At 31.3% G+C, this 21000-nt stretch carries 22 protein-coding genes; 7 read left to right on the top strand and 15 right to left on the bottom strand.

Features of this window, described 5'->3' with window-relative positions; genetic code table 11:
- Nucleotides 1-8 precede the first annotated feature (8 nt).
- The 5 genes from FHK87_RS24105 to FHK87_RS24125 all read left to right on the top strand — a co-directional run bounded on the left by FHK87_RS24105 (nt 9) and on the right by FHK87_RS24125 (nt 6070).
- On the top strand, nt 9-761 hold the full coding sequence (locus tag FHK87_RS24105) for a hypothetical protein (protein ID WP_140597449.1): 753 nt from the start codon (nt 9-11) through the stop codon (nt 759-761).
- Nucleotides 762-1142: 381 nt separating this feature from the next.
- Nucleotides 1143-1913: a toxin-antitoxin system YwqK family antitoxin gene (locus tag FHK87_RS24110; RefSeq protein WP_140597450.1), complete on the top strand. Its 771-nt coding sequence runs from the start codon at nt 1143-1145 to the stop codon at nt 1911-1913.
- Nucleotides 1914-2238: 325 nt separating this feature from the next.
- On the top strand, nt 2239-3333 hold the full coding sequence (locus tag FHK87_RS24115) for a DUF695 domain-containing protein (protein ID WP_140597451.1): 1095 nt from the start codon (nt 2239-2241) through the stop codon (nt 3331-3333).
- Between the two features lie 99 nt (nt 3334-3432).
- Entirely contained in the window at nt 3433-4113 is a 681-nt protein-coding gene (locus FHK87_RS24120; RefSeq protein ID WP_140597452.1) for a hypothetical protein, read from the top strand.
- A 247-nt stretch (nt 4114-4360) separates the two neighbouring features.
- A complete protein-coding gene (locus FHK87_RS24125) occupies nt 4361-6070 on the top strand; it encodes a serine hydrolase domain-containing protein (protein WP_140597453.1) in 1710 nt (569 codons plus the stop codon).
- Nucleotides 6071-6114: 44 nt separating this feature from the next.
- Here FHK87_RS24125 and FHK87_RS24130 read toward each other — a convergent pair whose 3' ends face one another.
- The 5 genes from FHK87_RS24130 to FHK87_RS24150 form a co-directional block, all read right to left on the bottom strand.
- Nucleotides 6115-6711 (bottom strand): DUF6434 domain-containing protein, encoded by a 597-nt coding sequence (locus FHK87_RS24130; RefSeq protein WP_140597454.1) that lies wholly within the window; start codon nt 6709-6711, stop codon nt 6115-6117.
- A 15-nt stretch (nt 6712-6726) separates the two neighbouring features.
- A complete protein-coding gene (locus FHK87_RS24135; protein ID WP_140597455.1) occupies nt 6727-7011 on the bottom strand; it encodes a ubiquitin carboxyl-terminal hydrolase family protein in 285 nt (94 codons plus the stop codon).
- 55 nt (nt 7012-7066) lie between these two features.
- Nucleotides 7067-8731, bottom strand: coding sequence for an FAD-dependent oxidoreductase (locus tag FHK87_RS24140; protein WP_140597456.1), 1665 nt, complete (start codon nt 8729-8731; stop codon nt 7067-7069).
- Nucleotides 8732-8849: 118 nt separating this feature from the next.
- Complete coding sequence (locus tag FHK87_RS24145) at nt 8850-10241, bottom strand: ATP-binding protein (RefSeq protein ID WP_226294408.1); 1392 nt, start codon at nt 10239-10241, stop codon at nt 8850-8852.
- Nucleotides 10242-10469: 228 nt separating this feature from the next.
- A complete protein-coding gene (locus FHK87_RS24150; protein WP_140597457.1) occupies nt 10470-11111 on the bottom strand; it encodes a flavin reductase family protein in 642 nt (213 codons plus the stop codon).
- A 16-nt stretch (nt 11112-11127) separates the two neighbouring features.
- On the opposite strand from FHK87_RS24150, the gene FHK87_RS24155 reads away from it, so the two are divergent.
- Nucleotides 11128-11967: a class I SAM-dependent methyltransferase gene (locus FHK87_RS24155; RefSeq protein ID WP_226294409.1), complete on the top strand. Its 840-nt coding sequence runs from the start codon at nt 11128-11130 to the stop codon at nt 11965-11967.
- Between the two features lie 222 nt (nt 11968-12189).
- The gene (locus tag FHK87_RS24160; RefSeq protein ID WP_140597458.1) at nt 12190-13554 is read left to right on the top strand and encodes an FAD-dependent oxidoreductase; all 1365 of its coding nucleotides are present in this window, start codon (nt 12190-12192) and stop codon (nt 13552-13554) included.
- A 288-nt stretch (nt 13555-13842) separates the two neighbouring features.
- Here the strand turns inward: FHK87_RS24160 and FHK87_RS24165 are convergent, their stop codons facing one another.
- From FHK87_RS24165 to FHK87_RS24210, 10 genes are all read right to left on the bottom strand, one after another.
- Complete coding sequence (locus FHK87_RS24165) at nt 13843-14043, bottom strand: hypothetical protein (protein WP_140597459.1); 201 nt, start codon at nt 14041-14043, stop codon at nt 13843-13845.
- 33 nt (nt 14044-14076) lie between these two features.
- On the bottom strand, nt 14077-14259 hold the full coding sequence (locus FHK87_RS24170; protein ID WP_140597460.1) for a hypothetical protein: 183 nt from the start codon (nt 14257-14259) through the stop codon (nt 14077-14079).
- Between the two features lie 32 nt (nt 14260-14291).
- Nucleotides 14292-14477, bottom strand: coding sequence for a hypothetical protein (locus FHK87_RS24175; protein ID WP_140597461.1), 186 nt, complete (start codon nt 14475-14477; stop codon nt 14292-14294).
- Between the two features lie 57 nt (nt 14478-14534).
- On the bottom strand, nt 14535-14738 hold the full coding sequence (locus FHK87_RS24180) for a hypothetical protein (protein ID WP_140597462.1): 204 nt from the start codon (nt 14736-14738) through the stop codon (nt 14535-14537).
- Between the two features lie 111 nt (nt 14739-14849).
- Complete coding sequence (locus FHK87_RS24185; RefSeq protein WP_140597463.1) at nt 14850-16214, bottom strand: aldehyde dehydrogenase; 1365 nt, start codon at nt 16212-16214, stop codon at nt 14850-14852.
- A 31-nt stretch (nt 16215-16245) separates the two neighbouring features.
- Complete coding sequence (locus tag FHK87_RS24190) at nt 16246-17205, bottom strand: sterol desaturase family protein (RefSeq protein ID WP_140597464.1); 960 nt, start codon at nt 17203-17205, stop codon at nt 16246-16248.
- Between the two features lie 204 nt (nt 17206-17409).
- Nucleotides 17410-18234: a hypothetical protein gene (locus tag FHK87_RS24195; protein ID WP_140597465.1), complete on the bottom strand. Its 825-nt coding sequence runs from the start codon at nt 18232-18234 to the stop codon at nt 17410-17412.
- A 129-nt stretch (nt 18235-18363) separates the two neighbouring features.
- On the bottom strand, nt 18364-18786 hold the full coding sequence (locus FHK87_RS24200; protein ID WP_140597466.1) for a VOC family protein: 423 nt from the start codon (nt 18784-18786) through the stop codon (nt 18364-18366).
- A 55-nt stretch (nt 18787-18841) separates the two neighbouring features.
- A complete protein-coding gene (rluF, locus tag FHK87_RS24205; protein ID WP_140597467.1) occupies nt 18842-19711 on the bottom strand; it encodes a 23S rRNA pseudouridine(2604) synthase RluF in 870 nt (289 codons plus the stop codon).
- Between the two features lie 140 nt (nt 19712-19851).
- Nucleotides 19852-20865 carry an SIMPL domain-containing protein gene (locus FHK87_RS24210; RefSeq protein WP_140597468.1) on the bottom strand — a complete coding sequence of 338 codons (1014 nt, stop codon included), beginning with the start codon at nt 20863-20865 and terminating at the stop codon, nt 19852-19854.
- Nucleotides 20866-21000: the final 135 nt, after the last annotated feature.

A 21000-nucleotide genomic window follows, 5' to 3' on the forward strand; every position in this document is an offset into this window, starting at 1 on the left:
CACTACAAATGGCATATTTAAAAAAAATAACAACTATTACTTTGGTAGGGGTATTATTATTGTCATGTATGGTAAAAGCTCAAAACTCAAAAAGCACAACAAAAATAGATAAAATGAAAGATCAAGAAATCGTAAATGTTGCTTTACTATATATAAAAGATGGAGAAGAAGCACGTTTTGAAAAATATAAAAAGAAAGGAGGCGCAATTTTAGAGAAATATGGAGGAAAAATAGAGCGCATTATCAAACCAAAAATGTTGGTAAAAGGAAAACTAGAAATGCCGGATGAAATTCATTTTGCAAGTTATCCAAACATTGAAGTATTTAATAAGTTCAATAAAGATTCTGAATATATAAAGATTAGAAATGAATATGCAACTCCTGCTCTTAAAGATATTTCAATTTTTACCAGTAAGAATACTGATTTTGAATTTAAAAAAGAAATTGGAGATCAAACCAAAACTTATGGTGTTGCTTTGATCTACTTTAATGAAGGAGAGAAATATGTGAAGCAGTTTGAAGAATATCATAATGATGCTTGTGCAATCATGCCTGAGTTTGGTACTCACTTCGAACGTTTTATAGCTCCTTTCCAATCAAAAGGAAATATAGAACAACCTGATGAAATACATCGTTTTTATTTTGACTCAAAAGAAGGATTGCAGCAAATGGGAACAGATGAACGAATGCAAGCATTATTTCCTAAAAGAGATGCTTCATTAAGAAAACTATATTTCTTTATAGGTGAATCCAATTTATAAAACTTGTGTATAGGTAAACCCAAATATCTTAAGAGATATCATCAACATTGAGAAATAATAGCGATTTGAACTCTAATTCAAATCGCTATTATTTTTTAATCGATTCTATCTTAAAAAAATCATTTATTGAGTGTAATGAAAATGAACCTAAGCTATTCAGATTAATACTACTCTGATATTTGAAAAAAGTGTATAGACAATTTTTAGAAGATATTAATTCAATAAAAATCAAGTAACTTAGTCTCCGATATTTTGATCTTAGAGTTTTATACTAATATGATTGTAAAAATTTAGAAAATTTACAATTAGAGTTAGATTTTTAAACAAAAGATCGTTTTTAGCTCTGATTATAATTAAAATAATAAACATAAAATTTATTGGATGTATAACAAAATCAATCTGGTTTTTCTTGGCGTTTTAGTCTTGTCTTCTCTCGCTCAATGTAAAACTAATAACAGTACAAACACATCAGAAGACTCTAAAAACCTAGTTACAGAGACAAAAAATATAGAATATTTTAAAGACTATTACCCATCAGGAAATCTTAAAACAGAAGGACAGCTTATTGATAAAGAAAAAACAGGAAAGTGGATTTCATACTACGAGAATGGAGAACAACAAGCTATAGAAAATTATAAAGAAGGCCTTCTAGATGGATATCAAAAAAGTGATTATTCACAAGTTTTGTATATGGAAGGATATTGTAAAAATGGACTAAAAATTGGTACTTGGAAAAGTTACTTTAAAGAAAGTAAGATTCTAAAATATTTAAAACATTATGATGATGAAGGAAAAGCAACTGGAGAATGGAAGAGCTATTATGATAGCGGCGAGATTGCAAGTATTGAAAACAATTTGAATAATAAAGCAAATGGAAAACAAATTGAATATTACAAAAATGGAAACATAATGAAAGTTGGGGAAAAACTAGATGGTAAAAAAAATGGAATTTGGAAATATTATTTTGACGATGGAACATTAAGGTGTGAAAGAGAATTTAAAAATGATATAGATGATGGAAAATATGTTGAATATTTTCGAAATGGGAAGATGTATAAAACAGGAACAAAGCAAAATTCAAAAAAAATTGGAACATGGAAAACCTATGATAAACAAGGAAATATAGTAGAAACTATCTCTTATGATAATTGAAAGCTTAAGAAATAACAATGAGAGATACTAAGTGTTTTACTTTTATGTTTTTTTAGCTAATTGCTTTTCAAAGAATTCTCTATGATTAATGACAACTGTTCATATAAGAATGTATTAGAAATTTTACTGATTAAGGTGAATAAACAAATAGGGTTTAGTTATTATTATTTGTTTTTGTATGAATTTTAGTTTTGGCTAATCTCAAAAGCCCTTTGATGAATTTATAACAATTTTGCTACCTTAGAGAATTATTGACATATTTTATAAAAACTATCAAAATAGGAAATAAGTCACATACAAAACATAAAAAAGTAAATATTTACATATGAGTTTTTTTAAATCACTATTTAAGAAAAAAGAGCAACCTATACAGTCGTATTCAGATTTCTGGAATTGGTTTGAGCAGCATGAAAAAAAGTTTCATGATGTTATTAAAAAACAAGGTGATGTTAAAAGTGATTTCTTCGATAAACTTGCGCCAAAATTAAATGAATTAAAAGAAGGATTCTGGTATTTGGCAGGAATGTATAATGAGAATACGCCTGAGTTGGTCATCACACCTGATGGAGTGATCAATAATATTGTATTTGTAGAAGAACTTGTTCAAGCAGCACCCAAGATTGGTAATTGGAGATTTACAGCATTAAAACCAGCACTGGATATAAAAAATGTAAGCATTAATATGGGCGGGTATACTTTTGACAGTGAGAATTTATCATTCTATTCAATCGACCATAAGAACTACCCTGATGAGATCGATATCGTAATTGTACATAATGAATATAACGAAAAAGATAAGTCAACCATAATAAATGGAACATACATTTTTCTTGATAATTATCTAGGAGAATTAAATTCTGTTACAACAATAGATAATATGGTTGTCGTTTCAAAAGATCAAGCAGATAAAGAGCTCATTCCAATTTCTAAATTAAAAGATTTTTTAATTTGGAGAGAAAAGGAGTTTGTAGAAAAATACAAAGGACTTAGACATAACACTGATAATGATAGCTATTCAAGCCTAGAAGGGACTTTAGAGAATGGGTTTCCGTTGCTTGCAATTGTAAATTCAGATGTGTTGGATTGGGATTGTAAAGCTTCTCATCCTTGGATTTTAACAATTGAAATCAAATATGATGGAGAAAATAATAACGGAATGCCAGACAAAACTACATACCAACTTCTAAACCAAATAGAAGATGAAATCACTATAGAACTAAAAGATTCAGATGGTTATTTGAATATTGGTAGGCAAACTGCAGATTCAATTAGAGAAATTTATTTTGCTTGTGTAGATTTTAGAAAACCATCTAAAGTTTTATATAATATTCAAAAAAAGTATCAGGATCAGATTGACCTTAAATACGATATTTATAAAGATAAATATTGGCAATCGTTTAATAGATTTATTGCGAATTAAGAAAATAGAACACCTTATAAAACAAAATTTTTGTTCTACATTTTTTATATGATCTATTCTGGGTACTTGTGCCTCTCATCAAAATAATTAAGTATTGTAATGAGAATAATAATATCTCTATTCATGATGGTAATATCACTAATGTCAGGTGATATAATCGCACAAGAAAGTGTGAAAAAGATATCACTCAAAAAAGGACATAGTGAACCAATAAAGTTTCAAAATCTAAAGATAAAGACATTACTTCAAGAATATGATAAGAAAGCAAAGGCACATTTAGTTGGAGATATATACCTAAGAATTAGTGACGATTATAATGATGAAGTTATTGCTGATTATTACATAGATAATGATGGTACAGGTAAAAACTATGATACCAAAATATATAAGAATTACTTTTTGACCTTTGCAATTGAAAATGACAATAAATACTTAATTATAGAACAGGCTCTATTTGGAAAACCATTCGCTCTATCTAGTAATAGAAGTGCAACAATAGGTGATCAGGATGGTTTAGTAGAGGTAGAAATAACTCAATTTTTTGAAGAAGAAGGATATGATGAACCTCCATTCAAGGATAACAGAGGTTATTTTTCTAATGTGCACTATACTTTGAAAATAAAAGTAAGAGACAGTATAAAAACATTTGATTTTTATAGCTCTGATATCAAACTCAAAGGTAATTTTACTTTTGAAATAGAAGATTATACGATTTTAATTTTATCCGATGTTTACAAAAATTCTTCTGCATTAATCGAAATGAAAATTAATAAAACATAGGAGAGATTGATTAATGAGTTAAAAACTCAATTGATAAGCAGCATGTTGGCAAAACTTTGAAGTCATTCATTATATCATATTACTTATACAATTCAACACAATAAAGTACTATAATATCCTATATAAAAGTTAAACACTTCATCAAAAAGACAGAATGTAACTTAATTTTTATACGTTTATTTAATCAATCAAAAATCAGCCAATAAGATCTTAATTTAGTTTAGACCTTGTTGGATAATAGGTACTCATGAAAAAACACCTTCTGCTACTATTCATCGTTCAAATCTTTTTTTATTCCTGTGCTGAGAAAAGTCCAAATTTTAAAAAAGAAGAATTGATTGGAGTTTGGTCAGGACTTTTATTTCAAACCGAATCTTACTATGATTCAATTATATTAAAGCCAACTGATCAACCAAGAGAAGCCTTTTTATTTAAAAATGGTAAGCAATTTGATTATTCTTTAGTTTTAAATGGTAATACTCTTCAATTTGAAGGTGATTCAGGGTTGCGTTTTGATGCCGTTCAATCAGAAGATAAGCAAGAACTCCATGCTGTATTAACAGATGATCTATGGGCACAAAGTTTAGATTTTGAAAAAGTCGAAGATAGGTGGATTTCCAAAATACATAAACACGAAATCATAGATACCGATTATAAAGTTTATCTAGAGTTTTATCGTGATTCTATAGGAGATATTCAAGCTAAAATTCAAAGTAATAAAGAAAACCGAAATTTACATTTTACCATCAAAAAAGTAATTTTTGATGGTAATGATATTGATTTTGAAATCACCAATGATGGTTTTGGTATTTCAGCATTTTATGAGGCCACATCAAAATCCCTCTCTTTAAAATATGGTAATACTGGGGGTAAACGGGTAATACAATTGACAAAACTTAAAGAAAATGAGCTAGAAGGCTATTTACCAAAAGTATTGACAGAAAAATATGAATATAAAATTCCGGAACCATTTGATGATTCAATTCAGACAGCTTCATTAGAAGAAGTAGGGATAGATACATCAATGCTCGAGTTCATGAATAATGAAAAGATCAAAAAACTGAATCATATTCATAGTATTATTATTACAAAAGATAAAAAACTAGTATTTGAGGAATACTTTCATGGGTATCATAGAGCGTATCTACATGATATACGATCTGCATTCAAATCTTTTGCTTCATTGGCAGTAGGTAAAGCTATGATGCAAAAAAGAGACTTGAATGTCAATAGTACTTTAACAGATTATTATCCAGACTATAACATAGAAGATACGCAAAAGAATATGATTAATGTTCACCATGCGCTAACGATGAGTACAGGGATACAATTAGAAGACGAAGATAAAATGCAATGGGATAATGATGACTGGGTTGCTTATAAATTAGATTTACCAATGCAATATAAGCCCGGAGAGAAATATGTGTATTCTTCGGGAGGATGTAATTTACTTACCGGTGTTATACAACATTCTACAAATCAATATTTACCATTATTTATTTATGAGAAGATTTTAATTCCTATGAGGATTAAAAATTTTCAGATGCTCACTTCTCCTCAAGGAAGAGGATATCTAGCAGGTAATTTTTATTTACGACCTATCGATTTTACCAAGTTTGGGTTGCTGGTGTTAGACAAAGGTAAATATGCAGGAGAACAGCTTATTACAGAATCTTGGATTGTAGAATCAACCCAACCTCATATAAGTGGAGGACATCCCAAAGGTTCAGAATATGGATATTTATGGAGGTTGTTAGAAAGAAATGTAAATGGTAAAAAGGTGAAAACGATAGAAGCTTGGGGAAATGGAGGGCAGTTTTTGATTATAATACCTGAATTAGATGTGACCGTAACTTTTACCGGAGGTAATTATAATCTGTTTCCTGAGATGGAAGAAATACCATTTGAAATTTTAAATGATTATATCTTACCCGCAGTTCGTATTCAAAATAACTAAGTATTAAGTTAAGCTTTTTTCATTGGGACAGAAACACGAGGATGTTATATGAGATCTAAGTCAGTTTGTTCATATATTACAAAACCATTGTGCATTGGTAATTGCTTTTTTTTCATCCAGGAATGCTTAGCATCTGCAAATTTTTTCCCCTTATTAGCGTCTAAAAAATCTCTAATGTATTGACAATACATATTATGTTTAGCAATTTCTCTTTTAAAATCAGGGTCTTGCTTTCTTTGATCTAAAATTTCCCATTGAAGGATTGCATCTTGAAGTGTCTTTCCTAAATTACTTTTAACCCAATCCATAAAATCACCATGACAATAAAACTTGGTACCAATCTGAGATTTCATAAAACCTCTAAAATTTGGACCAAAGGAAACATTATCAGTAATTATAGTGTCTAAGGTAAGTTGTTCTTTTGCCCAATTAAATTTTGAAGTTGTTTTGTTTTTGGGTTTTTTAGGCTTGATTTTTCCTTGATGATCAAGAGCATACATGATTCTGTCTCTAAGTTCAAATTTACTGCCAGAATAGGGGAGATTACTACGTTTACAGATATCGACCATTTCTTTTTTTAACCAATACCAATTATTAAACTCTTTTCCAGAAGTAATGTTCTCAAAATCAGGTCTACTCATATTAAATTGTAGGAATTAAAATTTTAAAAAAGACTTATGTTCATAACACCAGGCCCAATTTTCATTTGGTTCGGCAGATATTATGATGTTATGATCCGGGTGCATTTGATAATGTTTGCTGGCATGTTTATTTGGAGATGAATCACAACAGAGAGTAACCCCACATTGCTGGCAAGTTCTTAGATGTACCCATGTGCTTCCGGTTTTAATACATTCTTCACATTGATGCGTACTACTTTTTTTTATACTGCTACTATCAAAATTTTTAAGATGTTCGCATATTTTAGCTTTTAGTGCCATGATTATTTGTTTGCATGCATTAATGAGTTATATTTTAATGATATAAAATTATATTTTAGGTTTCTGCTAGATATTCATGAACAAATTTGACCGCCATAGCACCTTCTCCTACAGCAGAAGCCACACGATTCATAGCTCCGGCTCTCACGTCTCCAGAAGCGAATATGCCCGGGCTACAGGTTTCTAGTAAAAAAGGTTCTCTATCTTTTTTCCATACTTTTTTAAAATTATCGTATCGAGTTAAATCTCTTCCTGTCTCTATAAAACCTCTTTCATTTTTGATGATGTCTAATTTTATCCAATCTGTATAAGGCTTGGCCCCAATAAAAATAAAAATAGCGTCAGCTTTTACTTCTCTTGTTTCTAAAGTATTTTTATTGGTTAGTTCAAGAGTTGTAAGGCGATCATTTTCTCCATGGGCTTTGGTTACATTGGTATTGCCGATAACTTTTATATTGTCTATTGCATCAATTTGATCGATAAGATAGCTAGACATGCTACTGCTCAAATCTTTTTTTCGAATGATTATTGATACATTTTTGGCAAATTTAGATAGATATACTGCTGATTGGCCGGCAGAATTACCACCACCTACAATGTATACTTCTTTTTCGCAACATGCTTGGGCTTCTGTCATAGAAGATCCATAGTATACACCAGCACCGGTATAGTTGTCTATACCTTCGGCATCTAATCTTCTGTAATTTACACCGGTTGTTATGATAACACTTTTGGTAGAAATAGATTTGCCGTCTGCCAATGTAATATTTTTATACCCATTTTCTTCAGAGATAGAAGTAACTTCTTGTGGTGATAAAAACTCAATTCCAAATCTTTTGGCTTGAGTAATCGCTCTATGTGTAAGCTCTTGTCCGCTAAGTCCATTAGGGAAACCTAAATAGTTTTCGATTCTAGAGCTGGTTCCGGCTTGTCCTCCGGGAGCATGTTTTTCTATTAATAAGGCATTGAGACCTTCAGAACCGGCGTATACGGCGGCAGCCAACCCAGAAGGACCAGCTCCTATAATGACAACATCGTATAAGTTTTCTTTTGGTTCAGCATTTAACCCTAATGCAGTAGCAAGTTCAACAATATCCGGATTCTTAAGACAAGTTCCATCTTGTAAAGAAACAACGGGCATGTCTTTTGTATCTAGTTTATAAAGTGATGTGTACTCTTTTGCCTTTTCATTAGTTTCTATATCTAACCATTGAAATGGAAATAAATTACTGGATAAAAAATCCTTGATATTGTGAGATTTTGGAGAAAATTGATACCCCACAACTTTAATACCATCAAATTCTGGTTTAAAATTAAGTTGCCATGCATCAAGTAAATCATCTAGTGTTGGATATAGTTTTTCTTCTGGAGGGTTCCAGGGTTTTGTCAGATAGTAGTCTAATTGTACATCATTTATTGCTTTAATCGCAGCGTCTGTGTCAGAATAAGCTGTTAAAAGTACTTTTTTTGCTTCCGGATAGTATTTTTTGGCTCTGGCTAAAAAATCTACTCCCAACATTTCTGGCATTCGTTGATCTACGAGAAATAAGGCAATCGATTCTCCTTTTCTTTTTAGCTCTTCCAAAGCTTCTAGAGCATCATTTGCAGAATCAGTACTCATAATTCTATAAGTTGTACGGTATTCTGATTTTAAATCACGAGTTACAGCTCTTAATACTTGCGCATCATCATCTAGTGCAAATATGATAGGTTTTTTCATTGTGTGTTGCTTCTTTTTATAGGTCAATATAAGCTAAAAACTGAAGTTATCCTGATCAGTTCAACTTTTTATTAGATCATATGTCTTATTAAAATTTGTTTAGCATACCTGATTACTTTTATAAAATTGGTAAGCAAACAGTAAAGGTAGTTTCACCTTTTTTGGATGTTACTTTTATTTCGCCATTATGTTGATTGATAATTCGTTGTACGACTTCTAGTCCCATTCCTGTCCCTTTGCCGATACTTTTGGTAGTAAAAAAAGGATCAAAAATTTGATTGATATGTTCTTCGGGGATTCCATGCCCATTATCTGTAATTGTAATTTTGATAAAGTTATTGTCTTTACTGGTCGTAATAATCAGTTTTCCAGAATGATCCATAGCATCTATGGCATTATCGATAAGATTTGTCCACACTTGATTGATCTCACTAACAAAAAGTTTTGGTTGCGGTAGGTCTTTTTCAAAATGTTTTTCAAGTGCAATATTTTTTCTTTTGAATTTATGGTTAAGCATTATGAGTGTACTCTTAATACCAACATGGATATCAGTATTTATTTTTTCGGGAGTTTGATCCATATGCGTATAACTCTTTATTGACTTTACCAAGCTAGATATTCTATCTGATGCTTCGTCTATTTCGTCAATAATTTTTTCTGTAGTTAATACGTCTTCTATCCATTCTATAGCTTCCAAAAAGTTATCATTTTGCGAGTTATTATGAATTTCACTAATAACAGTGGCATCCATACAAAAATCAAGGAAGGTTTCAGTATATTCAAATGCATTTTCGACACCATGTTCTTCTAACCACAACTCTAATTCGTCTTCTTTTTCTAATCGTTCTGTGAGTTTCATATTATTTTCAGGACGATTATTAATCCTGTCAAAGATTAAATTATTGATTGTGTCTATTTCTTCTTCAGACACATCAATAGACATAATTCTTTTAAATTTTTCAGGAACATGAGAAAGGTGTTTTTTTAAGGCTTTTGCACTTCTTTGCATCGCAGAAGCGGGGTTGTTAAGCTCATGGGCAAGTCCTGCAGAGAGTTTTCCTAAGGCCATCATTTTTTCTGATTGTACATTATCACGTGTAAGCTCTCGAACTCTAGACGTCATATGATGTACAAGGCTTTCTGTTAATTCATAATGATTTGCTACCATTTCTCTGAAAAAAGATTTGTTGAGAAATAATATTTCTGAGTCTTCAATTACCTCACTATACCCTATAGAAGAACTTAAACGAGAAAATGGTAATACACCTCCTATTGTATTGGGACCCATTTTTTTGATTAATTTATAATTTCCATTTTGTTGTATTTTTAGGTCAATATATCCCTTTAGAATAATGGATAAATTATCAATAGGTTCTCCTTTTTTTAAAACATATTCACCTTGTTTGAAGGTTTGTATATAAGATTTGTCGATGAGCCACTGTAATTGTTGATCGGGAACATTTACAAAATCAGGAATTTTTTTGAGATCTTTTATAGAATATTTCATCATAGATAATTAGTGGGAGTTCTTATGTTATCTGAAGAAATCTGATATTATTTTACCACAAGAATTTACTGTTAATCTTATGAAAATTATGCTGATACCTTAATTTCTGTTCGTTAGTTTTTATATAGAACTCACGTTAAAATTAGGTAATAAAAAATCCCTTTGCAATAGTTACAAAAAAACCAAGTCTTAAGGTTTTGATAAAATTATAAAGGACTTACTTTAACAGAGTTATTTCTCAAATAAAGATTGAGTTGATTTGTCTGGTTTTGGATATTGAAAACGATTTAGTAAATGTGGTAAGGCATACCCGTCTAATCCAATGCAAGACACAGTTTCAGCTTTGTCTAATTGAACCCAGCCATCGTTGTGTAATAATTTGTTATCAAGATGTATATGTTGAATGGCTCCGATAATTAGAAGTGTGTCATTTTCTACGATATGATATTCATTTACGTATTTGCATCCTATTTGGATAGGACTGTTTTGTACATAAGGAGGATAAAAATCATCTAGATATTCTGGTTCAAGATTCGTTTTTTCAAATTCAGAAATGTTCTCATCGTATTTTGCGGCAGTATGATGAGCATCTGTAATTTGATCTTTGTGTACTTGGTTTACAGTAAAAAAACCTGTTTCTTTAAGGTTTTTGTATGTGTTTCTGGGAACTGTAGTAGGTCTTAATATAAAACCCAACATAGGTGGGTTGCTGCCGATATGTATAATAGAATTAAAAATAGCGACATTGGTAATTCCATTTTTACCTTTAGTAGCAAGTAGATTACAGGATTTATACCCTGTACAACTATTGATTAAATTAGCACGATATCTAGACGGCATTTCTATAAGATCTTGCAAGGTGTAACGATCCATATACTTTTTTAAATTTATGAAAGTCAAATCTAACGAAACCCTTAAAATTATGTCTAAAGAATTTCAGAAATATTTTGACACAAATAAAGAAACATGGAATGAAAAAGTAGCTATACATGCAAGTAGTGATTTTTATGATCTTGATCGTTTTAAGAAGGGAAAAACTTCTTTAAAAAAATATGAACTAGAAGCACTTGGTGATGTTTCAGGAAAGTCATTATTGCATTTACAATGTCACTTTGGCCAGGATACTTTGAGTTGGAGTAGAATGGGAGCAAAATGTACGGGTGTTGATTTGTCCGAAAATGGGATTACGTTAGCAAAGAAACTTAATGAAGACCTTGAGTTAGACGCAAATTTTGTGTGTTGCAATGTATTGGAAACCTCTAATTTTGTCGAGGAAAAATTTGATATCGTTTATACAAGTTATGGAGTAATCGGTTGGCTGCCTGATTTAAAACCATGGGCAAAAATGATAGCAGAACGATTACAAAATGGAGGAGTGTTTTATATGGTAGAATTTCATCCAATAGTTTGGATGTTTGATTATTTACAACACCCTCCTGTATTGAAATATGGGTATCAGCAAAAAGAGGTAATCTATGAAGAATATCAAGGTACTTATGCAGATACAAATGCAAATATGATTAGCAAAGAATTTGGCTGGAATCATGGGTTGGGAGAAGTGGTGTCTTCTTTGTCAGAGGCAGGGCTTACGATCGAATATCTTAAAGAGCATGATGCTTCACCCTATGAGATTTTTCCGGAAATGATATCTCTTGATACTGATCAGGGTATGTACGTTTCAAAAGATAGATTATATCCATTGTTATTTTCTATAAAAGCAAGATTGTAATTCTATGACTTTGATGACAAGAGATGAGAAATGTAATACGTTATATTTAATGCCAGTCGCAGTATGTAATGCTTTTCTCATTAATAATCATTACATTTACCGAAGGTTTTAATGTCTGCACATGCTCTTATCACAACAAAGAGCCAACCTACTGAAAACATTAAAGCTCGAGTTCTATTATCACTCTATTATCTTTCAGTAGGTTGTTAGTAGGACTATTTTATGCAAAAGAAGAATATAGCTATAGTAGGAAGCGGACTTGTAGGTTCGTTATTAGCTCTTTATCTAAGAAAACGCAATTACAATGTTACAGTTTTTGATAGGCGACCAGATATAAGAACAATAAGGTTTAGTGGTCGTTCAATCAATTTGGCAATGTCTGTTCGAGGGTGGAAAACACTCGATAGAGTCGGTATAGGGGATGAGGTTAGAGCATTAGCAATCCCCATGTATAAAAGGACGATGCACACATCAGATAAGCCTGTTTATCATCAATATTATGGTAAAGAAAATGAAGCTATCTATTCTATTTCAAGAGGTGTGTTAAATAGAAAAATGATAACATTGGCAGAAGAAGCCGGTGTTGTTTTTAGATTCAATGAAAAAGTTTGGGATGTTAATCTCCCTGAAGCCAAAATATACACAGGAGAAACAGAAAAAGGAGAATGGAAAGAATATCAGTATGATATGATTTTTGGTTGTGATGGTGCTTTTTCAAGAGTGCGTCACAAAATGCAGCGAAGAAGTCGATTTGATTATTCTCAAGACTTTCTAGATACAGGGTATAAGGAACTAACAATACCTCCAAATCCTGATGGGACTCATAAATTAGATAAAAACTCATTGCATATTTGGCCAAGAGGTAAATTTATGTTGATTGCATTACCAAATATAGATGGTAGTTTTACTTGTACATTGTTTATGCCCCATGAAGGAGAGTATTCTTTTGAAAAATTATCTGATAGAGCATCGGTACAGCAATTTTGGGAGAAGTATTTTCCGGATACTTTAGAAATTATGCCTTCACTGATCGAAGATTTTGAAAGTAATCCTACAAGTGCTTTGGTAACCATGAAATGTTATCCATGGTCATACTGGAACAAAGTAGCGTTGATAGGCGACTCTGCACATGCAATTGTTCCTTTTTATGGTCAAGGAATGAATGCTGGATTTGAAGATATATCTGTATTAGACGATATTATAGAACAACTTGGCGATGAAGACTGGCAAGCAATTTTTGAAACCTACCAAAAATCACGTAAACCTAATACAGATGCTATAGCAGAATTATCATATCGTAATTTTATGGAAATGAGTAGCAAAACTGCCGATCCTGTTTTCTTATTACAAAAAAAGATTGAAAAAAAGTTTTCAGAAAAATATCCAGATAAGTGGTTACCGTTGTATTCTAGGGTTACGTTTAGTCATCGCCCATATTCAGAAGCATTAGAAATAGGTGACCAACAGGCAAATATTATGAAAAGAGTAATGCAGCTAGAGGATATTGAATCAAACTGGGATACAGTCGAGGTAGAAAATTATATTTTGGATTTATTAGCTTCTGAAAGCTATAAACTTCAAGATTAAATAAAATAAAGACGAACCTCAAAAATTATAGACTTTTGAGGTTCGTTTTTAAACGTATATTTTTAGCAACCATTTATCCTCAAACAATCGCTAAAGCATGGCTCGAATGGAGTTGTTCTAGGGTCTGATAAACAAATTGCTCTGCAATTTTCTGTACAAGAAGGGAGACCAGACAGGCCACCAGTTATTTTGGTATTTTCTTTACGAGTTAATTTTCGAAAATTTAACCTCTGTAGTTGTTTTAAGCTTTTCATGATCTTAATAAGTTTTTAGAGTTCGATTTTAAATTTAGATTGGGCACCCCGCATTGGTTACACAATTATGGAAGCAAAAACTGTAATTGTCTCCACAACTTTGCTCACATGCGCATCGTATTGGACCGCAAGGACCATTACAATTTGGTTCTCCAAACCCTCCATTAATAGTGGTTGCTTCACTTCTTTTTAAGATACGATAATCAGCATTTTTGAGTTTTTTAAAATTTGTCATAATATTTGGTTTTAAGAGTTGTATTTTTTGAAATTATACAGGACATCCAGCGGCATCCACACAAGAATAAAAACAGAAACTATAGTCATTACCACATCTGGATGCACAATTAGCTCTGATTTCAGAACACGAATTTCTTCCTCCATTTATACAAACGGCTTCATTACGGTTTAATGTGCGATAATCAGCATTTTTAAGTTGTTTGAAATTTGTCATATTATTTAGTTTTAAGGTTTAAAGAGTTGTTTTTAATACAAGGGGCATCCTGCATCATCCATACAAAAGAGAAAGCAATAACTCTGATCGTCACCACATTTTGATATACATTCATCCCTGATTACTGAACATGAAATTGCCCCTCCGTTTATATAAGAAGCTTCATTTCTCTTTAATATTCGATATTTAGCGGTTTTAAGTTTTTTAAAACTTGTCATATTGTTTGGTTTTAAGAATTAATATTTTAAGGTTATAAAGAAGATTCAGAAATAGTGCTAACCATTGTAGCAACCGCCATTTCTTAAGCAAGGTATATAGCAGGCAAAAAATTCTGGTCTAGATGGAGATGCACATTGTATTTGGCAAGCATCTATGATATCAAAACAGTTATTTTTAGTATGTCCGCCTAAAATATTTTTGGTTTCATTTCTGGAAAGTCGGCGATAATGCAATCTCCCCATTTTTTTGGATAATTTCATGAGTAAGGTTTTAAAGTAATTTTATGATATTGAAAATAAGACTTTTATATCACAAAATCACTTTATGAAATCATAAAATAATCAGAAGAATTTTATTGTAATGTATATTTTTTATCCGATAATCCTTTTTAAAAAACGTAGCTTTTTCTCATTATACGGAGGATATTTAAAATTAGGCTCAATCAAAAATGGCTTTTGTAGCACGCTTTTTAGATGAGAAAACGCTTCGAATCCATATTTACCGTGATAATTACCAATCCCACTGTTTCCAACTCCTCCAAAAGGAAGTGTATGTTCTGTAAAATGCATGACAGCATCGTTTATTGCACCTCCTCCAAATGAGATTTCATTCAGTATTTTGTTTTTGATATTTTTATTTTTGGTAAAAATATAGCAGGAGAGGGGTTTAGAAAGTGTTTTTACTTTTTGTATTGCTTCTTCAATTGTTTGATAAGGTATTGTAGGTAATATAGGACCAAAAATCTCGTCTTGCATCACCAAATCAGAAAATGAAGAATCCTTTAAAACAGTTGGAGAAATAGTCCTGTTTTCTTTGTCACAATCTCCCCCATAGAATACTTTGTCATGATCAATAAGCTCTGATAAACGATCAAAGTTTTTATGATTTATAATTTGAGTATAGTTGTGATTAGCTACATGATAATCGGCTTTTTCTATATAAGTTTTGATAGATGATAAAAGCTTTTCATAAATTTCACCTTCTGCAAGTACATAATCCGGAGCGATACAAGTTTGTCCAGCATTTAAAAATTTGGCCCAAACCAGTCTTTTTGCTGTCATATCAATATTAGCATCTTTGGTAATGATAGCAGGGCTTTTTCCTCCAAGTTCTAAGGTAACAGGAGTAAGATGTTTTGCGGCTGCTTGGTATACAATTTTTCCTACAGCTACACTACCGGTAAAAAATATTTTGTCAAATTTAATATTGAGCAAAGCAGTTGTTTCTTCTACACTGCCTTCTACAACTTTGAAGAAATTTGGATCAAAATTCTCATTAATTAGCTTTGCCATTATTGCAGAGGTGCGAGCAGGTACTTCGCTTGGCTTTAGTATTACTGTACATCCGGCAGCAATAGCCGCAATAGCAGGACACAACGATAGCTGATAAGGATAGTTCCAGGCACCTATAATGAGAACAGAACCATAAGGTTCAGGGATTATATAATTCTTACCGGGAAGATTAGGTAAGCTTGTTCTAACTCTTTTCTTTCTTGCCCATTTTTTTACATTTGAAACAGCTAGATCAATTTCATGATAAATAATTGATAATTCAGTTACGTAAGTTTCAAATTCAGACTTTTTAAAATCTTGATCTATTGCTTGATATAACTGAGTTTCATTAGCCTGTAAGATACTTTTAAGACGTTTTAATTCTTTACATCTAAAAGAAATATCTTTTGTAGTGTTGGTTTCAAAAAACTGGCGCTGTTTATCAATAAGATCCTGATAATTCATGTTATTAGCATTTAAGAGTTGTAATCTGCAATTAACTTACGGTTGCTATTTTTGTTCCTTTTGCTTCTTTTGTTTTTTTTAATTTCAGTTGTCGTTGCATTTGCTTAACAGTCAGTGTACTACCATCATGACTCCAACCGGGAGGGCCAAAAATATACATAAATTTGTGATACCAGTTTTTTGACTTTTTGGTGTCGTTCCAAATATCTTTGTACTCATGTGTTAAGATAACCCAGGGATTATAAGAATTAGGAGCATGAGTCACTCCATACTGAATTTCAATATTTTCATCAAGCTCTTTCCACGTACCAAAAATCTTATCAAAGATATTGAGGAATCCACCATGATTTTTATCCATATATTCAACATTTTTAGCATGATGTACTTGATGCATTGTATGTGTGTTGAATATTTTTTCTAAGAATCCCATTTTGGGAATATATACAGAATGAAGTTGGAACTGCCATAACGCTTCTATACCCAAACATACGACAACCATCTCTGGCGGAAACCCAATTGCAGGAAGCCACATATAAAAAAGTGGTTTGTATAGTATTGTGAACCATCCGTTACGAACAGCTGTTCCCAAGTTAAAGTTATCAGAAGAGTGATGAACAATATGAGCAGCCCATAGTGCTCTTACCATATGGTTTTGTCTATGAAACCAGTAGTATGTAAAATCATCTAATAATTGGCAAATTAACCAAACATACCATGCATACCCAAAAGATGTCCAACCCATTATATTTGTTCGTACACCATCTATTTCAGGATTAAATACTTCGTAAACAAAATTAAAAATAACAATTGCTGATATCGTTTTGATAAGTGGGGCTAATAATGCAGAACCAACCCCCATTGCCAGACTAGCAGTAAGATCTTTCCATTCGTATAAATCTTTTTTGTCATGTGTCTTGCTATACGTTAGTTCGAGTAGAATTAATCCTAAAAAACAGGGCACACCATAAACCAAAGGGTTTGTAAAATCCATCTTTTTCTTTAATTTTTGGAGCAGAAGATATGAAGAATTTTTACGAAAATCGTTATAAATCTAAAGTATTCCTTAAATAGGAGTCGTTTGCTGAAACTATATTTTTTAATTTCTTGCAATACAGACAAAAGAAAAATTGCTTAATATTTTCTAGTTCTATAGGTTTACTTTTAAAGTATACTTCTAGTTAATAAGAGATATGATTTATAAATCTGTTTTTCCTCCTAAAGCTGTATATGCATTTAAAATGTTTTGAATAGCTTTGATCTCTCCTTTGCTAATATTAATTGATTTTTCTTTATTTTTTCCTGTGAATTTGATGTTTCCTTTTTTACAAGATGCAATAGCTTTTAATAGTGCAAAATCTTTTTCTTTTACAATACGATCTAACCATTCTCGTTTTCCTCCTGATTCTTCTTTGGCGTTGAACTCTCCTGGTGTGTTTTCTTCAATTACATGGGTTTTATCGTCTGTCGTAATTTCAATTTTTTGAATAAATAACCAGTCTTCTTTAGAGAAATAGTTGATAGATAACCCTAACCAGGGTTTGCGTTTTTCTTTTTTTCCTATGTAAGCTTGTATGAAGTTATCATCATTATATTGAGTCGATGTTTTATCAGAGTACCAGGTAACTTCATTGGCAACATCATATTTTTTCTTCATTTTTGATAGCGCTTCTTTATAGTTTTCGTTGCTATCTTCTTTTTGCTTTTCTTTTTGTAACGCTTTTTCATTTTGTAGAATTTCTTTTTCTACTTTTTTGAGTAAGCTCTTTCCTTTTCTGGCAGGTTTTGAATCCGGATACTTATCGATTAGAAAAACTAAGCGGTCTTTACTTTTTGTATATTCTAGTTTATCATAGTATTCGTACGCTTGTTCAATAATTTGAGAAGGAGTAAGATTACAATCAGCAATTTCCTTTTTTAGTCTTTCGTTTTCTTCTTTTAATTTATCAAAGTCTGATTGCGGTACACAAGCATTTATGATTAATAATAGTAGTCCTATGTATAAAAGCGTGGTGTTTTTCATAACTGAATCCGATTAAATTAAATATGGTAGTTGTATTTAGAACAGCCATAAGTTAATAAAAAAGGATTAACAGTTGTAATTTTATGTTAAAAACGCATGTGTTTTTTTGTTTTTGTAAGTTTTTGTTAACTATTTTTCAAAGATTAGTGATATATCTCTAAAAGATTTAAATTCTAAAGCATTTCCGCAAGGGTCATAAAAGAACATAGTAGCTTGCTCTCCTTTTTCTCCCTTGAACCTAATATAGGGTTCTATAATAAATTCGATACCTTTTTTTGAAAGCATATCAGCAAAGTTTTGCCAAACATTCCATTCTAATATCAAACCAAAATGAGGAACAGGCACATTTTTTCCATCTACTGGATTGGTATGGATATCCTCTTTATTGGATTCATCTTTATAATGGATAACTAATTGGTGACCAAAGAAATTAAAATCTACCCAATGATCACTACTTCTGCCTTCTTCAAGCTCAAGAACAGTATTATAAAATGTTCTTGCTTTTTCTAGATTATTAACGGGTATAGCAAGGTGAAAAGGAGATAACGACATGTTTTTGGTAATTATAAGTTAAAGAAAATGATTTTTTGACTACATTATTTCGTGACTATTTAAATCGATCTTTTCGTTTTTTAGGTGAAGATTGTCTATAATTTGAAGTTCCATTTCTTTGTTTTGAGTTAGAACTTGATCTACGATTTTTGGATGTTCTTTTTTGGGTTACTTCTGTTGTATCGTTTAGTAGAGAGGCATCTTCGGTTTTGCTGGAACCTTTTACATCAGCATTGATAATTTTCAATTCGTCTTTAGTTAGGTTTCTCCATTTTCCTGAAGGAATATCGAGCGTAACATTCATAATCCTAATACGTTTCAATTTGATTACATCGTAACCTAAATATTCACACATTCTACGAATTTGTCTATTAAGTCCTTGTGTAAGTACAATTCTAAAATCATATTTGCTTATTTGCTCTACTTCACATTTACGAGTTACCGTATCGAGAATAGGGATACCGTTACTCATTCGTTTTATAAATTGAGGACTGATCAATTTATTGACAGTAACAAGATATTCTTTTTCGTGATTATTTCTTGCTCTCAGGATTTTATTTACAATGTCACCATCACTTGTCAAAAAGATAAGGCCTTCGCTGGGTTTGTCTAATCTCCCGATAGGAAATATGCGTTTTGGATAATTGATATAATCTATTATATTATCTTTTTCGTTTTGTGCTGTTGTACATACAATGCCAACCGGCTTATTAAAAGCGAGATATACATGTTCTTCCTTAGGTTCTGTAACAAGCTCTCCATCGACCTTTACGACATCATCTGTAGTAACTTTTGTTCCCATCTCCGGGACAGCATTATTAACAGTAACTCGGCCTTGATCTATAAGCTTATCTGCTTCACGACGAGAACAATATCCAACTTCGCTAAGGTATTTATTGAGTCGTATTAATGTTTTTTCTGACATACATATAAAAATGATATACAAAAATAACGTTTATTAATATGATCACAATGATTTCTATTTACTTTGGTAAGGCTGTTTAAAAAGCTCATTATACAAAATAGTTACTTTATTAAACAGCCTTTGTGCTTTTGTTGTAAAAATTACTCTACCTTTAGTTCTTTTACATCTATGGTACCATCTGGCGATACTAAAAAGTATTTTGGAATTATCTTTACTTTTTCAACTGGTTTTGATTCTTCAGGTTTTGGTGTATATTGTAGTTTTACCTCCAAACCTATTTGTATTACAGGTTCTACTATTGAAGCATTAATCACTTTATCATAAGCTTTATAAGAGATCGGGTCGTAATAATAGGTTGTTTGTTTTTTTGCTTTTACAATACCTTGTTTTTTACTTAATGCTTCCAAAGAAGTACTGGTAAACGCTTTGTAATTTTTATAAAACTCTTTTGGGAAATAGCAATATTTGTTATCTGCAACAATAGGATTGTATAACGTTAGATCAAAACCTAAGTCGTTATAAAATTGTTGTTTTTCTTTTATGATTTTTAAAAGTTCTACACGCATCTGCTTATATACGCTTTCTATATCATTTATAAAATAATCTACCTTTACAAGATTATAGATTTCATTATTAGCACAAGCAGAAAGTATATTTTCAAATTGTTCTATTTTATTAAATTTTATATGAATATTTTGCTGTAATTCAAATCCTTTTGGGACTTCATTGTATTTTTTGCTAAATATTTTCTTTTCAACAACCGTCTCATATACAGGAACGAATGATATGATATCAATGATGATTTCTTTTTCTAAAATACCTTTGGAAATAAGTTGACTTTTTACTTTGGCAATTCGATCATTCATTAATTTATTCGTCTCTTCAGAGGTTTCTCCTATTTGTACAATATTGAAGACTGCTGTGTATGAATCTGCGACTATATTATTTAGGACTTTTGCATCCACTGTCAATGTGGGGTTTGGGATTAAATTTTGTGTTCTAAATTCTTGTATCTCATCTTGAAGCATCCTAGATGTATCTAAATGTTCTGCTGTAATACTGTTCTTTTTTTGAATAGTTAATGCATTTCCTCTAATTTGAGCTGTAGCTATGTAGCTCATTAACAATAATGATATATAGATGATGTTTTTCATGTTGTATGGCTTTAAATTTTCCATAAATCTATGTTGAAGATCATCTAGGAAAAAGTATGAATGAGGGAACAATACTTTTGAGTGAGTATTAAGTGTCTTTTAAAGACTTTTGAGAAAAATGTCTGTATTGTAACC

Origin of the sequence: Aquimarina algicola (genome assembly GCF_006443095.1) — a bacterium.
Classification (GTDB): domain Bacteria; phylum Bacteroidota; class Bacteroidia; order Flavobacteriales; family Flavobacteriaceae; genus Aquimarina; species Aquimarina algicola.

Coding starts and splice junctions, on each gene's coding strand:
- FHK87_RS24105 (WP_140597449.1), top strand. CDS start 9: ATGGCATATTTAAAAAAAATAACAACTATTACTTTGGTAGGGGTATTA.
- FHK87_RS24110 (WP_140597450.1), top strand. CDS start 1,143: ATGTATAACAAAATCAATCTGGTTTTTCTTGGCGTTTTAGTCTTGTCT.
- FHK87_RS24115 (WP_140597451.1), top strand. CDS start 2,239: ATGAGTTTTTTTAAATCACTATTTAAGAAAAAAGAGCAACCTATACAG.
- FHK87_RS24120 (WP_140597452.1), top strand. CDS start 3,433: ATGAGAATAATAATATCTCTATTCATGATGGTAATATCACTAATGTCA.
- FHK87_RS24125 (WP_140597453.1), top strand. CDS start 4,361: ATGAAAAAACACCTTCTGCTACTATTCATCGTTCAAATCTTTTTTTAT.
- FHK87_RS24130 (WP_140597454.1), bottom strand. CDS start 6,711: ATGAGTAGACCTGATTTTGAGAACATTACTTCTGGAAAAGAGTTTAAT.
- FHK87_RS24135 (WP_140597455.1), bottom strand. CDS start 7,011: ATGGCACTAAAAGCTAAAATATGCGAACATCTTAAAAATTTTGATAGT.
- FHK87_RS24140 (WP_140597456.1), bottom strand. CDS start 8,731: ATGAAAAAACCTATCATATTTGCACTAGATGATGATGCGCAAGTATTA.
- FHK87_RS24145 (WP_226294408.1), bottom strand. CDS start 10,241: ATGATGAAATATTCTATAAAAGATCTCAAAAAAATTCCTGATTTTGTA.
- FHK87_RS24150 (WP_140597457.1), bottom strand. CDS start 11,111: ATGGATCGTTACACCTTGCAAGATCTTATAGAAATGCCGTCTAGATAT.
- FHK87_RS24155 (WP_226294409.1), top strand. CDS start 11,128: ATGAAAGTCAAATCTAACGAAACCCTTAAAATTATGTCTAAAGAATTT.
- FHK87_RS24160 (WP_140597458.1), top strand. CDS start 12,190: ATGCAAAAGAAGAATATAGCTATAGTAGGAAGCGGACTTGTAGGTTCG.
- FHK87_RS24165 (WP_140597459.1), bottom strand. CDS start 14,043: ATGACAAATTTTAAAAAACTCAAAAATGCTGATTATCGTATCTTAAAA.
- FHK87_RS24170 (WP_140597460.1), bottom strand. CDS start 14,259: ATGACAAATTTCAAACAACTTAAAAATGCTGATTATCGCACATTAAAC.
- FHK87_RS24175 (WP_140597461.1), bottom strand. CDS start 14,477: ATGACAAGTTTTAAAAAACTTAAAACCGCTAAATATCGAATATTAAAG.
- FHK87_RS24180 (WP_140597462.1), bottom strand. CDS start 14,738: ATGAAATTATCCAAAAAAATGGGGAGATTGCATTATCGCCGACTTTCC.
- FHK87_RS24185 (WP_140597463.1), bottom strand. CDS start 16,214: ATGAATTATCAGGATCTTATTGATAAACAGCGCCAGTTTTTTGAAACC.
- FHK87_RS24190 (WP_140597464.1), bottom strand. CDS start 17,205: ATGGATTTTACAAACCCTTTGGTTTATGGTGTGCCCTGTTTTTTAGGA.
- FHK87_RS24195 (WP_140597465.1), bottom strand. CDS start 18,234: ATGAAAAACACCACGCTTTTATACATAGGACTACTATTATTAATCATA.
- FHK87_RS24200 (WP_140597466.1), bottom strand. CDS start 18,786: ATGTCGTTATCTCCTTTTCACCTTGCTATACCCGTTAATAATCTAGAA.
- rluF (WP_140597467.1), bottom strand. CDS start 19,711: ATGTCAGAAAAAACATTAATACGACTCAATAAATACCTTAGCGAAGTT.
- FHK87_RS24210 (WP_140597468.1), bottom strand. CDS start 20,865: ATGAAAAACATCATCTATATATCATTATTGTTAATGAGCTACATAGCT.